Raw genomic sequence first — 14,964 nt, forward strand, 5'->3', positions numbered from 1 at the left:
CCGATGGCAGGCCATTCCAAATACAAGAATATCATGTACCGCAAGGGCGCGCAGGACAAGAAGCGCTCGTCGGCGTTCAGCAAGCTCAGCCGGGAAATCACGGTCGCGGCCAAGATGGGGCTGCCCGACGTCGACATGAACCCGCGCCTGCGCGCGGCGGTGAACGCGGCCAAGGCGGCGTCGCTGCCGAAGGAGAACATCCAGCGCTCGATCGACAAGGCGAGCCGCGGCGATGCCGAGAATTACGAAGAGATCCGCTACGAGGGTTTCGGTCCCGGCGGCGTGTCGCTGATCATCGAGGCGCTGACCGACAACCGCAACCGCACCGCGACCAACGTGCGTGTCGCGGTCGGCAAGAACGGCGGCAACTTGGGCGCGGGCGGTTCGGTCAGCCATGCGTTCGACCGCGTCGGGCTGATCTCGTATCCGGCGAGCGCGGGCGATGCCGACACGGTGTTCGAGGCGGCGCTCGAAGCGGGCGCCGAGGACGTCACGTCGAGCGAGGACGGCCATGAGGTCTGGACCGCGCAGGGCGACCTGCACGAGGTGGCCAAGGCGTTGGAAGCCAAGCTCGGCGAGGCCGAAGGCGCCAAGCTCGCCTGGCGTCCGCAGGTCATGGTCGCGGTTGAGGCGGACGATGCGGCGACCTTGTTCAAGCTGATCGATGCGCTCGACGAGGACGACGACGTGCAGACCGTCTGGGGCAATTACGAGATCTCCGACGAGATCATGGAGTCGCTGGGTTGAGCCATTGAGATGAAGAAGGCGGGTTCACGCGGAGACGCGGAGACGCGGAGAGTTGTGCCGTGCGGATCCGTCCTCCGCGCCAGCGGCCTCAAATCTGTTGGCCAGCCTAGCGGAGTAAAAGTCCCGCTAACGCGACCCGATCGCCAGGAACGCACCCCCTCCGCGTCTCCGCGTCTCCGCGTGAACCAACTTTCTACTTTCCCATGATCATCCTGGGACTAGACCCCGGCCTCGGCACCACAGGCTGGGGCGTCATTCGCGCCGATGGCAACCGCCTGAGCCATATCGCCAACGGCCAGATCAAGACCGACCCGTCGATGGCGCTGCCCCGCCGCCTGACCGCGCTCTACAACGCGCTGATCGACGTCATCCGTACCGAGCGGCCCGATGGTGCCGCGGTCGAGGAAGTGCTCGGCAACACCAACGCGCAATCGACGCTGAAGCTGGGCCAGGCGCGCGGCGTCGTGCTGCTCGCCGCGGCGGGGGCGGGGCTGCATATCGGCGAATACCACCCGTCGACCGTCAAGAAGGGCGTCGTCGGCACCGGCGGCGCGGACAAGAAGCAGATCCAGGCGATGATGGCAGTGCTGCTGCCCGGCGCGAAGCTCGCCGGCCCCGACGCCGCCGATGCGCTCGCGGTGGCGATCACCCACGCCCATCATGTCGCGAGCGCGGCCGCGCTGTCGCGTCGCACCGGCGTGAGTGCCTGAACCCATCTGGGATTGTTATCGGGGTCTGTCGAGGCGAGCGGTATCTCGATGCCGGGCGTCCGAGATGGCATGCGTCGCTTTGCCGCGGCAGGTCTTTAATATTTCGAGGACGGTTGGCGCTACCGGGCGCTAATCGTCGTTTCCTGTCGCGACGATCATTCCGCGATACCCGGCAGTTTAAGCAATGAGATCATGCGACTTAAAAACAGTCAAATCTTGATTGTAAAAATATGATCCTATCAGATTCGTTGGTCTTAGTTTGTTTGTGTTGCCAAGTCTTCGCAGCCGTGACCAGATAGAAAAAATCTTAAAAGATTTAAGCGACTACTGAGTCGCACAGAAATAATCCGACATCACGTAAAGCACGCTCAGATGGTTTGCCCAGGTCGCACATGGCGACAAGCCTCGATCCTGTTCGAGCACCGCACCCCTCGCCTTCGACCCACCCGCCGCCCCCTTGCTGTGGAGCGCCGGGAAGACCCCGTAAAGTTCAGGCGGCAGACCGCTGGCGCCAATGTCGCGTATCCGGCGCTGGCGCGTGCGCATGTACGCGTGACCGCACGCTTCGACTTCGCTGTGAAAGATTACCATGACCGTCTCGAAGATTCGTCGCCGTGTCGCGATTTTGCCGAACCTGTCGATCCGGCAACTGGGCGACGCGGGCCGTATCCCGATCGCCGACGCCGCGACGCTAACCGAGGCGCTTGGCGGCAATTCGGGTAATGTCGCCTATGTCGACGGGCTGGTCGCGTCGTTGGCCGCCTCGCACATGATTACGTGGAGTACGCCCCCCGAAATCGTCCGCGCTAATGCCGATATTCTCGTCGTCGCGTGTGCCAACCAGCTTGGCGATCATGTCGACCTGTCGGGCTGGGCAGCACGTCTCGCGGCGTTCGGCTTGCCCGTCCTGCTGGTTGGTCTTGGTGCGCAGGCGCCGGGTATTGGCGCGGCTCTCGCGTTGAAGGACGGCACCCGCGCTGCGTTGGACGTCGTCGCGGCCGCCGCTGGCGCGGCGCCCGCCATGCTCGTCCGCGGCGCGTATACGGCCGAGATCCTGGCGCGCAACGGCTATGCCTCGACCATTATCGGCTGTCCGTCGCTGTTCCTGTCGCCGACGAGAGACCTGGGCGGGCGGATCGCGGCGCGGGTCGCCGCCGGGCTCGGGACGCGACCGGCGATCGCGGCCGGGCATCATCACCATGCCGACATGGCGCCCGAACACCGCCTGATCGCCGCGGCCGATCGTCACGACGGTTGCTATATCGTCCAGCATCCCGAGACGATGATCGCGCTGGCCCGATCGGATCTTGCCGATACCCAAAGCGCCGATTTTGCGCTGCTCGCACAGCGGTTGCTGCCCGGCCTCGACGGCGCGCAGGTCCTGGAGTGGGGGCGTCGGCGGGCCTTCGTCTTTACTGACAGCCAGACCTGGATGAGCTTTCTGCGGCGCTATGATTATGCGATCGGACCGCGGTTTCACGGCGTGGCGCTCGCCATCCAGGCCGAGCGACCGGGAGTCGTCCTGCATGTCGACAGTCGCACGCGCGAAATGGCCGAGACCATGGCGATACCGTCGCGGCCCTTCGACGACGATCCGGTATCCGACCTGCGCGAGATCGTCGCGACCGCCTGGACCGCCGAAGCCGGGGCAGCGTTCGACACGCGCCGCGCCGCGCTCGCGAAGACGTTCCGCACCGCGTTGCAGGCGCATGACATCGCCGTCAGCGCGCGGCTGTCAACTCTTTGCGGATGACGCGGCGGCCCACCCAACCCATCGGGCTGATCGCGCCCCGATCGTCGCCCGACCTGCTCTATGCGTTCGTCGGTGCGATCCTGGCGGGCTGCGTTCCGGCGATGATGCCCTTGCCCGCGACCAAGCAGGATCCGGTGCGGTTCTGGGATAGCCATACCCGGTTGTTCCAGCACATCGGCGGGGGATTCTAGCTACCGATACGATCGGCGCCGCGATCTTCGATGCGGCGGTTGTCGACGTGGCGACCACCGCCGACGATGTCGCTGGCTGGCATTCGCTGGCGCACGCCACGCTGTTGATCCGGATCGAGAAACACTTCAACGTCGATCTCGGACTGGAAGGCAAAGGCGGGTAGGATCTCGGCGCGATGCCGAACCTGGCGAACTTGGTCAGCAGCATGAGCATGGCCGGCGCGAGTGCCGCGGACCTGAAGGCGCATGCGGGGTTCGATCGGCTCCCGTAGGCGACCGCGAATTTTGAGAGGATGACGGGACGCACGCCATGTTCTACCGATCGCGGCAATGATCGTGCATCTCAAAGGACGGCTGGACTCGACCGGCATCGACCACGCCGTGATCGACGTCGGCGGCGTCGGCTATCTGGTCGGCGCGTCGGCGCGCACCTTGTCGGCGCTCGGACCGATCGGCGAGGCGTGCACGGTGTTCACCGAATTGCTCGTCGGCGAGGATTTCCAGCGGCTGGTCGGGTTCTCGAGCGCGGACGAGCGCGACTGGTTCCGGTTGCTGACCGGTGTGCAGGGGGTCGGCGCACGCGTAGCGCTTGCGATCTTGTCGGCGCTGGAGCCGGTCGATCTCTCACGCGCGATCGCCAGTGGTGACAAGGCGATGGTCGCGCGGGCGAACGGCGTCGGACCCAAGCTCGCGCAGCGGATCGTCATGGAATTGAAGGACAAGGTCGGCGGCATCGCGCTGGGGCTCGGGCCAGCGGTGGTCAATGCCGCGCCGGGGGCGTCTGCGGATGCGGTGTCGGCGTTGCTCAACCTCGGCTTTCGGCCGAACGAGGCGAGCGTCGCGGTGGCGGCGGCGGACGAGGAACTGGGGCCGGGGGCTTCGCTTGATGCGTTGGTCCGGCTGGCGCTGCGGAAAGCGTCTAAGTCGTAGTTTCACCCTGATTCCAGTTGGCTAAGCTGACGATCCTCCCCCGCAAGGGGGAGGTGGCTGGCGGATGCCAGACGGAGGGGGAGGAAAGGGCAACCTCTGTCCCGTGCCCCCCCCTCCGTCGCCTTGGGCGCCACCTCCCCCTGGCGGGGGAGGATTGGGAGTTGGATAACCCGGTCGGATTAAAGCGGCGTGAGCAGCGCTTTCCCCGCAAAATGCGCGTCGAGGTTGGCAACTACCAACGCCGCCATCGCAGCCCTGCCATCGACGGTCGCGCTGCCTTGATGGGGTGACAGGACGACCTGATCCATCGTCTTGAGCGCATCGGGAACGGCAGGTTCGTCGGCGAACACGTCAAGTCCCGCGCCGGCGATCGTTCCGTCTTCGAGTGCCGCGATCAAGGCGGTTTCGTCGACCAGACTGCCACGCGCGATGTTTACGAAGATCCCGTTTTCTCCCAGCGCTGCAAGGACACCGGCGTCCACGATATGCGACGTCGCATCGCCACCCGGGGCGGCGATGATGAGCGCGTCGCACGCCGCCGCGAGCGAAGCGATATCGGCATGGAACACGCCTGCGAAATCCGGCTTGGCGGAGCGTGCGGTATAATGGAGTTCGGTCGCGAACGGCGCGGCGCGCCTGGCGATCGCCTTGCCGATCCGGCCCAGCCCGAAGATGCCGATCCGTCGCCCGCTGGCGCGCCGAGAAAGGTCGACCTGCCACCCGCCGTCTCGCACCGCCCGGTCGTTGGCCACGATCCGCCGCTGCACCGCCAGCATCAGCCCGATCGCGAGGTCCGCGACGTCGTCGGTCAGCACGTCGGGCGTCGTCGTCACCGCGATGCCGCGCGCCTTGGCCGCAGCAAGGTCGATCCCGTCGTACCCGACGCCGTGGATCGCGATGATCTCCAGCGCGGGAAGGCGATCGAGCAGCGCCGTATCGACCACGCTGGTCCCGCTACCGACGATCGCCCGCGTTGTCGCTGGGTGATCGGTACGGTGCAGCGTGAAGCGCTCGGCCAGCGCCGCCTCCAGCGCGGGCGAGACTCCCGCCAGCAGATACAGGTCGGGATGCGCAGTTTCGTTGGTCATTGCACCCCCATAGCCGCCTTGCCCCCTTCACCGCGAGCGCGCTATCGCGAGCGGGTGACCGATACAGACCGCATCCTGACCGCCGCCAAGCGTCCCGAAGACGTCGACGCCGCGCTGCGCCCGAAGACGCTCGATGAATTCGTCGGCCAGAAGGCCGCACGCGAGAATCTGCGCATCTTCATCCAGGCGGCGAAGTCGCGTGGCGATGCGCTCGATCACGTGCTGTTCTTCGGGCCACCGGGGCTTGGCAAGACGACGCTCGCGCAGATCGTCGCGCGCGAGATGGGGGTAGGGTTCCGCGCCACCTCGGGGCCGGTGATCGCCAAGTCGGGCGATCTGGCCGCGCTGCTGACCAATCTCGAGGATGGCGACGTGCTGTTCATCGACGAGATCCACCGGTTGCAGCCGGCGGTCGAAGAAGTGCTGTATCCGGCGATGGAGGATCGCGCACTCGACCTGATGATCGGCGAGGGGCCGTCCGCGCGTTCGGTGCGGATCGACCTGCCGCGGTTCACGCTGATTGGCGCAACGACGCGGCAGGGGTTGCTGACGACGCCGTTGCGCGATCGCTTCGGCATTCCGGTGCGGCTGCAATTCTATACGGTCGAGGAACTGGAGCGGGTCGTCACGCGCGCGGCGGGGCTGCTCGGGCTGGGGATTGCCAAGGACGGCGCAATGGAGATCGCGCGGCGTGCGCGGGGGACGCCGCGTATCGCCGGACGACTGCTGCGGCGGGTCCGCGATTTCGCGAATGTCGCAGGGCACGAGACGGTCGACGCGCGGGCGGCGGATGCGGCGCTCAACCGGCTGGAGGTCGATTCGCTCGGGCTCGACGCGATGGATCGGCGGTATCTGATGATGATCGCGGATATCTATCGCGGCGGACCGGTCGGGGTGGAGACGCTGGCGGCGGGGCTGAGCGAGCCGCGTGATACGATCGAGGAGGTGATCGAGCCGTACCTGATCCAGTTGGGTCTGATCGCGCGGACCGCGCGCGGGCGGTTCCTGAATGCGGGGGGGTGGAAGCATCTCGGCCTGAACCCGCCGGCGGGTAGCCAGGACGGACTGTTCGACGCTTAAGATCATCGTCGGACCCGTGATCGCTTCCGCCTAAAATCGTCACCCCAACGAAAGCTGGGGTCTTCCGATTGGATGGCGCCAGGGGGCGGCGAGTCCCACGGGGATATCCCAGCTTTCGCTGGGATGACGGATTGGGGGTAGGGGGTAGGGGCTCCGATACCCGCGACAGGGCGCCTTGTAAGAAACCACACCCGAAGATCGATCGAACTTGGCCGCAACACTGCTTTTGTTGCGTGGCACCCAAGCGCTTCATCTGATAGCCAACCCGAATGCCCCTTTCGGCCGCCGCCTCCGCCCGCGAAATCCTCACCAGCCTTCACGACGTGATGGCCTCGCGCACGTCCGCGCAAGCCAAGCTTAACGCCGTCGTCGGCATCATCGCCACCGCGATCGACAGCGAAGTCTGCTCGATCTACCTGTTGCGCGAAGGCGTGCTCGAACTGTTCGCGACCCGCGGGCTGGATCAGGCGGCGGTCCACGTCACCAAACTCGCGCTCGGCGAAGGCCTCGTCGGCACGATCGCCGAGGATGTCGAGGTGCTCAACCTCGACGAAGCCGCGAGCCATCCCGATTTCGCCTATAAGCCCGAGACCGGCGAGGACCGTTTCCACAGTTTCGCCGGCGTGCCGATCATCCGCCGCGAGCGTTCGGTGGGCGTCCTGGCCGTCCAGCACACCGATCGTCGCAAATATGCGGACGTCGAGATCGAGGCGTTGCAGACGGTCGCGATGGTGCTCTCCGAACTGATCGCCAACGCCGGGCTCATCGACACCACCGGCGGCGGCGCGGATCGGCCGCAGTCGACCGCGGCGATGCGTATCCCCGGACAGAAGCTTGTCGACGGGATGGGCGCGGGCTTTGCGGTCTATCATCAGCCGCGTATCCATATCGAGCATACGGTCGCCGAGGACACCGACGCCGAGCGCCACCGCGTCTATGCGGCGTTCGACAAGATGCGCGAAGGCATCGACCGGATGACGCGCGAGGCCGAATTCGGCGTCGGCGGCGAGCATGTCGAGGTGCTCCAGACCTACAAGATGTTCGCTTATGACGAGGGCTGGGCGCGGCGCATCAACGAGGCGATCGACTCCGGCCTCACCGCCGAAGCCGCGATCGAGCGCGTCCAGCAGCGTACCCGCCAGCGCATGCGCCAGATCGACGATCCGCTGCTCGCCGACCGGATGCACGACCTGGAGGATCTGTCGAACCGGCTGCTCCGTATCGTCTCGGGGCAGATGGGCACCGCGGCGCAGATGGGCTTGCGGCAGGACACCATTCTGATCGCGCGCAACCTCGGGCCGGCGGAACTGCTCGAATACGACAAGCGGCGGCTGAAGGGCGTGATCCTCGAAGAAGGCTCGCTCACCGCACACGTCACGATCGTCGCGCGCGCGATGGGCGTGCCGGTGCTCGGCCGCGTCCGCGACATCCGCCGTCTCGTGGCGGAGGGCGACATGCTGTTGCTCGACAGCGCTGAGAGCAACGTCTTTGCACGGCCCTCCGCGGCGATGGAGGAGGCGTTCGAGGCGCGGCTCGCGATGCGCCAGAAGCGCAAGGCGGCGTTCGCGGCACTGCGCGACGTCCCGCCGATCACCAAGGACGGCCACCGCCTGACGCTGATGGTCAACGCAGGCCTGCGCGACGACGTAGCGGCGCTCGACGTCACCGGCGCGGACGGGATCGGCCTGTTCCGCACCGAGTTCCAGTTCCTCGTTTCTGCCACGCTGCCGCAGCGCGAGCGCCAGCACCGGCTGTACCGCGAGGTGCTCGACGCGGCGGGGGATCGGCCAGTGATCTTCCGCACCGTGGATATCGGTGGCGACAAGGCGCTGCCGTATCTGAACAAGGAAGATTCTGACGAAGAGAACCCGGCGATGGGCTGGCGTGCGCTGCGCCTCGGCCTGGAGCGCGACGGGTTGATGAAGGTGCAGGCGCGCGCGCTGCTGGAAGCGGCGGCGGGGCGTACCCTCAACGTGATGTTCCCGATGGTCAGCGAGCCGTGGGAGTTCGACGAGGCGCGCGCATTGTTCGAGGCGCAGCGTCATTGGCTGGAGGGCAGGGGGCGCAAGCTGCCGCTCGCGATCCGTTATGGCGCAATGCTCGAAGTGCCGGCGCTTGCCGAGATGCTCGACGTGCTGCTGCCGCGAATCGAATTCCTGTCGATTGGTACCAACGACCTGACGCAGTTCCTGTTCGCCGCCGATCGCGCCAATCCCAAGCTTGCCGAGCGCTACGACTGGCTCAGCCCGTCGATCCTCCGCTTCATCGCGCGGCTGGTACCGCCGACCCGCGACGCCAAGGTCGATCTGGCGGTGTGCGGCGAGATGGGCGGGCGGCCGCTGGAGGCGATGGCGCTGATCGGGCTCGGGATCGAGCGTCTGTCGATCACCCCCGCCGCGGTCGGTCCGATCAAGGCGATGACGCGCTCGCTCGATCGCGCGGCGCTTACCGCATACATGGCAGGATTGCTGGCCAACCCGCCGCGCAACATGCGCGGTGCGCTGACGACGTGGGCGACTGAAAACGGCGTCGAAATCGTCTGAGAGCCCGAAAGCGGCGGTTCCGGGCCGCGTGCGCGTTGACACGGCTGGGGGCCTCTGAAAGACGGGGGACATGACGGGCAACGCTACGCAGCCCGCTTCGGAGACAAGAATGGACGAGGTCGAAACCGGCCAGAACGCTACGCCTGCTCAACCAGAGCGTGCTGGCGACATTCTTCGGAATACCCGCGAGGCGCAGGGCTTGAGCGTCGCGGATATCGCCACACGTACGCGCGTGCCGCTCCGCCATCTCGAGGCGATCGAGGCATCCGACTATTCCGCGCTGCCGTCCTCTACCTACGCGGTCGGTTTCACCCGCGCCTATGCGCGTGCGGTCGGTGTCGACGAGGTGCGGATCGCGCAACTGGTACGCGAAGACGTCGCCAAGCTCGGCCGCCGCACGCCCGAATACGAACCCTATGAGATGACCGATCCGTCGCGCGTGCCCTCGCGCGGGATCGCCATCGTCGCGCTGGGGATCGCGATTGCGGTGCTGGTGCTGGTTGGCCTCTGGTACGGGACAGACATGTTCCGCGGATCGAGCGAGTCCTCGACCGCGACGCCGGTTGCGCAAACCGCGCCGAACCCCGCCGCGCAGACTGCGCAACCCGTGCCCGCTCCTGCGACGCCCGCGAACGGCCAAGTGACGCTGACCGCCTCGGACGATGTGTGGATGCGTGTCTACGATGCCGACAACAAGACGCTCTACCTCGGCACGATGAAGCCGGGTGAGAAGTTCGACGTGCCCAAGGATGCGAAGGACCCGATGATCAACATCGGTCGGGCGGACAAGCTGGCGGTGACGCTCAACGGTGCCGCCGCGCCGGCGCTCGGCACCGGCGAACGCGCGATCAAGGACGTCCGCATCGGGGCGCCGGCGATCGCCGCGCGTCTGGCGGGTACGCCCGAGCCGCAGTCTGCGCCAACGATGTCGGGCGCGCCGTCCGCGACCAGCGAGCGGTCGCGTACCAGCAGTCGCCCGCGTACGCCGCGTCGTCCCCTGACCGAGACGCAGCGCGCCAATCTGGACGCAGCAGCCAACCTGCCGCCTTCTGCCACGGCGACGCCGACCCCGTGAGAACCGCGGGGCATCGCCAAGGCCTTAAGGCTGGCGACAGGATGGGTAGTGCAGCTATACCCGGACGATTAACCAATCCACCGGGGGGTGTGGCCCATGCGTAAGTCAATTCTGATCGGCGTCTGCCTCGCGGCCCTGATGCCGGCCGCGATCTCCACTGGCGCCCAGGCGCAAAACGTGGAGGGCCGCGTCGGCAAGCTCGAAAGCGAAATGCGCGCGGTTCAGCGCAAGGTCTTCCCGGGTGGTGCCGGCCAGATGCTACAACCCGAAGTGCGCGCACCGCAGAGCGAACAGGGCCCGGGGCCGGGCTCGCCCGCGACCAGCGCGCTCGCCGACGTGAACCAGCGCGTGACGTCGCTCGAACAGCAGATGACCTCGTTGACGGAGCAGATCGAGCAGAACCAGAACCGCACCCGCCAGTTGCAGGATGCGTTCGACACTTATCGCCGCTCGAACGACGCGCGGATGAAGACGCTCGAGACCGGCCCCGCGCCGATCGCGGCGGGGGCTGGTGGCCCGATCGAGTCCGACGATCAGCCCAGTGGCCCATCGCGACCGTCGACGCGCCCCGAGACGTCGGCTGCCATCCCGCCGCCGACTAAGGTCTCGGTCGAGAAGCCATCCACGGGCGATCCGGCCGAGGACGAATATATGTACGGCTACCGCTTGTGGGCGGCCAAGCAGTATCCGCAGGCCGAGGCGCAGCTGAAGAAGGTGGTCGCCGACTATCCGAAGAGCAAGCGCGCGAGCTATGCGCAGAACCTGCTTGGCCGCGCGTATCTCGACGAGGGCAAGCCGAGCCTTGCCTCGATGGCGTTCTACGACAATTACAAGAAGATGCCCGATGGCGAGCGGGCGCCGGACAGCCTGCTGTACCTCGGTCAGGCGTTGACCAAGCTCAACAAGCCGGCGGATGCGTGTAAAGTGTATGACGAGCTGAACGACGTCTATGGGGCGAAGATGGCCTCAGCAATGAAGGGCCAGGTTGCCGCCGGTCGCAGCGCGGCGAAGTGCAAGTAAGTAGGTTCACCAATGAATACCGGCCGCTTTGACGTCCTCTCCTGGAAGGGGAGGTGTCAGCCCATCGGGCTGACGGAGGGGTATCGCGCCATCGAGAGTGGTTCACCCCTTCGGCTGGCAAGCGCTAGCCACCTCCCCTCGCAGGGGAGGATTAGCATCCTCGACACGGCCCACACCGCATGACCGAGGAAGGACGCCGCTTCGCTGACGACTTCGCGCGGCTCGCGAGCGACATCACCAACCCGCTGTTCGCGGTCTCCGGCGGCCCGGATAGCATGGCGATGCTCACCCTCGCGCACGAAGCGCTCCCCCCCGGTTTCACGGTCGCCAGCATCGACCATCGCCTCCGCCCCGAAGCGGTGGAGGAATCCGCGATGGTTGCCGCGTACTGCGCGACGCTCGGCGTTCCCCACGCCACGCTCGCGCCGAGCGAACCGATCACCGGCGCCAGCATCCAGGCGCAGGCGCGCACCACGCGCTATGCCCTGCTCACCGATCACGCCCGCGCGATCGGGGCAGGAGCGCTCGTCACCGGTCATCACGCCGACGACCAGGCCGAGACCTTCCTGATGCGCGCCGCCCGCGGCTCTGGCCTCGCGGGGCTTGCCGGCGTTCGCGCGCGCACGGAAATTCACGGCGTCACGGTTGTGCGCCCGCTGCTCGACTGGCGCCGCGCCGAACTCCGCGCGATCGTGCGGCGTGCGGAAGTGCCGTTCTTCGACGACCCCTCGAACCACGACGACCGCCACGACCGCACCCGCTTCCGCCGGCTCCTCGGCGAGAATGAATGGCTCGGCACCCCCAACCTCGCGCGCGCCGCCGCGGCCCTCGCCGAAACCGACACCGACGTCCGCGCGATGGTCGACTGGATCTGGACCGAACGCGCCAAGGTCGGCGGCGGCGAAGTGAAGCTCGCGGTCGAGAAACTGCCCCGCGAGATCCTCCGCCGCCTCGCTCGCCGCGCGATCGGCACGGTCCGTACCGAAGCCGGCATCGTCGCACCGGAGTGGACCGAGGCCGCGAACATCGAAAAGCTGCTCGACTCGCTCTTGGCCGGCAAGCGCACCACACAGGCCGGCATCATCGCCAGCGTCCGCGGCGACGTCTGGCGGTTCCGTGAGGCACCACCGCGTCGGGCGCCGTCTTAAAAGCCGCCCGAATGCTCGGCCAAGTGAACGTGACGATCCGTTCACACTGATCAACGCAAGTCGCGTGTTGTTCCATTGCCATTAACCTGCGCAGGCCTATCTTGTGCAGTGAAAGGTATCGTGCACCCATGAACGACAACGAGAACCGCGGGCAGAAGCCCCAGGGTCCTGGAAACGGAGGCCCCGGCAATGGCGGCCCCGAGAATGGCGGCGGCAATCCTTGGATGAAGAGCCTGTTGATCTGGGTCGGCATCCTGCTCGCGCTGGCGCTGTTCGTGACCATGTTCGACGGCCGCAGTGCGGCGTCGAGCGGCAACACGATCGCGTATTCGGCATTCCTCGACAAGGTCGACGAGGGCACCGTCAAGGACGTCAACATCTCACGCGACATGATCTCGGGCACGATTTCGTCGGGTGAGAAGTTCAAGGCGTATCCGATTCCGGACTCGACGCTCGTCCCGAAGCTGCGCGAGAAGGGCGTTTCGATCAGCGCGAAGCCCGAAGAAGGCCCGTCGATGCTGGCGCTCCTCCTGTATCAGTCGCTGCCGTTCCTGTTGTTCCTCGGCATCGCGTTCTTCGTGCTGAAGCAGATGCAGAAGAATTCGGGCTCCGGCGCGATGGGTTTCGGTAAGAGCCGTGCGAAGATGCTGACGCAGAAGGAGGGTAAGGTCACCTTCCAGGATGTCGCCGGCATCGACGAGGCACGCGAAGAGCTCGAGGAGATCGTTGAGTTCCTCAAGGACCCGACGAAGTTCGCACGCCTCGGCGGCAAGATTCCCAAGGGCGCGCTGCTGGTCGGCTCGCCTGGTACCGGTAAGACGCTGCTCGCCCGCGCCATCGCAGGTGAGGCCGGCGTGCCGTTCTTCACGATCTCGGGTTCCGATTTCGTCGAGATGTTCGTCGGCGTTGGCGCCAGCCGCGTCCGTGACATGTTCGAGCAGGCCAAGAAGTCCGCGCCGTGCATCGTCTTCATCGACGAAATCGATGCGGTCGGCCGTCATCGTGGCGCCGGTCTGGGCAACGGTAACGATGAGCGCGAGCAGACGCTGAACCAACTGCTGGTCGAGATGGACGGCTTCGAGGCGAACGAAGGCATCATCATCATCGCCGCGACCAACCGTCCCGACGTGCTCGATCCTGCGTTGCTGCGTCCGGGCCGTTTCGATCGCCAGGTCACCGTGCCTCGGCCGGATATCGAGGGTCGGATCAAGATCCTCGAAGTGCACATGAAGAAGGTGCCGCTCGCTCCCGACGTCGACGCTCGCGTCATCGCACGCGGAACGCCGGGCTTCTCGGGTGCCGATCTTGCCAACCTCGTCAACGAGGCGGCGTTGCACGCGGCCCGCAAGGGCAAGCGCTTGGTGGCGATGGCCGAATTCGAGGAGGCCAAGGACAAGGTCATGATGGGCGCAGAGCGTCGCAGCATGGTCATGACCGACGATGAGAAGCGGATGACCGCGTATCACGAGGCGGGCCATGCCGTCGTCGCGATGCACGAGGCTGCTTCGGATCCGATCCACAAGGCGACGATCATTCCGCGCGGTCGTGCGCTCGGCATGGTCATGCGTCTGCCCGAGCGTGACTCGTACAGCTATCACCGCGACAAGATGTACGCAAACCTGGCCGTTTCGATGGGCGGCCGCGTCGCCGAGGAAGTGATCTTCGGCTACGACAAGGTCTCCTCGGGCGCATCGGGCGACATTCAGTACGCCACGGGTCTGGCACGCGACATGGTCACGCGCTGGGGTATGTCGGACAAGGTTGGTCCGCTGGAATATGGCGAGCCAGAAGGCGAGTCGTTCCTGGGTTACTCGTCGAGCCGTCCGTCGCGCATGTCGAACCAGACCGCGCAACTGATCGATGACGAGATCAAGCGGATCGTCGAAGGTGGTCTCGACCGCGCCAAGCAGGTGCTGAGCGATCATGTCGACCAGCTTCACACCGTGGCCGGTGCGCTCCTCGAGTTCGAGACGCTGACCGGTGAGGAGATCAAGAAGCTGATCGCCGGAGAGGATCTCGATCGTCCGGATCCGGGTGCAAAGGCGTCAACCGTCCCGCGTGCGGGTACGTCGATCCCGAAGACGCGGCGTCCCAACGGTCCGTTTGGTACGCCGACCCCGCTGGGGGCGTGATCCGGTTCACCCGGCAGTAACCTAAGTATCTCTATGGGCGGTCTTTTCCCGGAAAGGCCGCCCATGTCGTATGTTCGCTCCAAGGCGCTGATCGCCGCGCTGACGATCGCTGGTCTGGCGATGCCGGCGAGCGCCGCGATGACGGTTGGCACTTTCCTCGCCCGCGCCAACGCGCTGCGTGACCAAGGCCCGATGGCGTTGATGTCGCCCGATCTGCCTGCGCTAAAGGCCGAGGCGAAAGCCGCGACCAACCAGCTGAAAGCCGAACGCGCCGCCCGCGCGGCCGCCGGAAAACCGCCGATCGCGTGCGTTCCCGAGGGCGAGTCCGTCGGCATCATGGATATGCTCGACGGGCTCGACGAACTCCCCGCCAGCTACCGGAAACGCCCCCTCAAGGACGGCTACGCCCGGGTATTGGCGAACCTGTACCCCTGCCGCCGAGCGGGCACGTAATCGGGGTCAAGGTGGCCCAGATCACCACCACGCGGTACCACGCGGTCCGCCGCACCAGCCTTCTCCGTCCTCCGACCCAAGTCCGCCTCCCGGC

14 protein-coding genes are annotated in these 14,964 nt (G+C 66.3%); 12 read left to right on the forward strand and 2 right to left on the reverse strand.

Annotation, left to right across the window (positions count from 1 at the left end):
• Positions 1-3: 3 nt before the first annotated feature.
• From SPHN_RS14545 to SPHN_RS14560, 4 genes are all read left to right on the forward strand, one after another.
• Positions 4-747 carry a YebC/PmpR family DNA-binding transcriptional regulator gene (locus SPHN_RS14545; protein ID WP_107951882.1) on the forward strand — a complete coding sequence of 248 codons (744 nt, stop codon included), beginning with the start codon at positions 4-6 and terminating at the stop codon, positions 745-747.
• Positions 748-950: 203 nt separating this feature from the next.
• Positions 951-1,457, forward strand: a complete 507-nt coding sequence (gene ruvC, locus SPHN_RS14550) for a crossover junction endodeoxyribonuclease RuvC (protein ID WP_248524442.1) — start codon at positions 951-953, stop codon at positions 1,455-1,457.
• 589 nt (positions 1,458-2,046) lie between these two features.
• Positions 2,047-3,210, forward strand: a complete 1,164-nt coding sequence (locus tag SPHN_RS14555) for a polysaccharide pyruvyl transferase family protein (RefSeq protein ID WP_248524443.1) — start codon at positions 2,047-2,049, stop codon at positions 3,208-3,210.
• On the forward strand, positions 3,207-3,401 hold the full coding sequence (locus SPHN_RS14560) for a hypothetical protein (protein ID WP_248524444.1): 195 nt from the start codon (positions 3,207-3,209) through the stop codon (positions 3,399-3,401). The genes SPHN_RS14555 and SPHN_RS14560 overlap by 4 nt, the downstream gene beginning before the upstream one ends.
• On the opposite strand, the gene SPHN_RS14565 is transcribed toward SPHN_RS14560, so the two are convergent.
• Positions 3,398-3,649 (reverse strand): hypothetical protein, encoded by a 252-nt coding sequence (locus tag SPHN_RS14565; protein WP_248524445.1) that lies wholly within the window; start codon positions 3,647-3,649, stop codon positions 3,398-3,400. The genes SPHN_RS14560 and SPHN_RS14565 overlap by 4 nt on opposite strands.
• A gap of 82 nt (positions 3,650-3,731) precedes the next feature.
• On the opposite strand from SPHN_RS14565, the gene ruvA reads away from it, so the two are divergent.
• Positions 3,732-4,331, forward strand: a complete 600-nt coding sequence (gene ruvA, locus SPHN_RS14570; RefSeq protein ID WP_107963179.1) for a Holliday junction branch migration protein RuvA — start codon at positions 3,732-3,734, stop codon at positions 4,329-4,331.
• 179 nt (positions 4,332-4,510) lie between these two features.
• On the opposite strand, the gene SPHN_RS14575 is transcribed toward ruvA, so the two are convergent.
• Positions 4,511-5,419: a 2-hydroxyacid dehydrogenase gene (locus SPHN_RS14575; RefSeq protein ID WP_248524446.1), complete on the reverse strand. Its 909-nt coding sequence runs from the start codon at positions 5,417-5,419 to the stop codon at positions 4,511-4,513.
• 54 nt (positions 5,420-5,473) lie between these two features.
• Between SPHN_RS14575 and ruvB the strand changes: the two genes are divergently transcribed.
• From ruvB to SPHN_RS14610, 7 genes are all read left to right on the forward strand, one after another.
• Positions 5,474-6,499 carry a Holliday junction branch migration DNA helicase RuvB gene (gene ruvB / locus SPHN_RS14580; RefSeq protein ID WP_056061260.1) on the forward strand — a complete coding sequence of 342 codons (1,026 nt, stop codon included), beginning with the start codon at positions 5,474-5,476 and terminating at the stop codon, positions 6,497-6,499.
• Between the two features lie 269 nt (positions 6,500-6,768).
• Positions 6,769-9,042 (forward strand): phosphoenolpyruvate--protein phosphotransferase, encoded by a 2,274-nt coding sequence (ptsP, locus tag SPHN_RS14585; RefSeq protein ID WP_248524447.1) that lies wholly within the window; start codon positions 6,769-6,771, stop codon positions 9,040-9,042.
• A 109-nt stretch (positions 9,043-9,151) separates the two neighbouring features.
• Positions 9,152-10,117 carry a RodZ domain-containing protein gene (locus SPHN_RS14590; protein WP_248524448.1) on the forward strand — a complete coding sequence of 322 codons (966 nt, stop codon included), beginning with the start codon at positions 9,152-9,154 and terminating at the stop codon, positions 10,115-10,117.
• 96 nt (positions 10,118-10,213) lie between these two features.
• Positions 10,214-11,137: a tetratricopeptide repeat protein gene (locus SPHN_RS14595; RefSeq protein ID WP_248524449.1), complete on the forward strand. Its 924-nt coding sequence runs from the start codon at positions 10,214-10,216 to the stop codon at positions 11,135-11,137.
• Positions 11,138-11,316: 179 nt separating this feature from the next.
• Positions 11,317-12,285, forward strand: a complete 969-nt coding sequence (gene tilS / locus SPHN_RS14600; RefSeq protein ID WP_248524450.1) for a tRNA lysidine(34) synthetase TilS — start codon at positions 11,317-11,319, stop codon at positions 12,283-12,285.
• A 128-nt stretch (positions 12,286-12,413) separates the two neighbouring features.
• Positions 12,414-14,417 (forward strand): ATP-dependent zinc metalloprotease FtsH, encoded by a 2,004-nt coding sequence (gene ftsH, locus SPHN_RS14605; protein ID WP_432715101.1) that lies wholly within the window; start codon positions 12,414-12,416, stop codon positions 14,415-14,417.
• A gap of 63 nt (positions 14,418-14,480) precedes the next feature.
• Complete coding sequence (locus SPHN_RS14610) at positions 14,481-14,870, forward strand: hypothetical protein (RefSeq protein ID WP_248524451.1); 390 nt, start codon at positions 14,481-14,483, stop codon at positions 14,868-14,870.
• Positions 14,871-14,964 lie beyond the last annotated feature (94 nt).

Source organism: Sphingomonas faeni, from assembly GCF_023195535.1.
GTDB lineage: Bacteria > Pseudomonadota > Alphaproteobacteria > Sphingomonadales > Sphingomonadaceae > Sphingomonas > Sphingomonas faeni_B.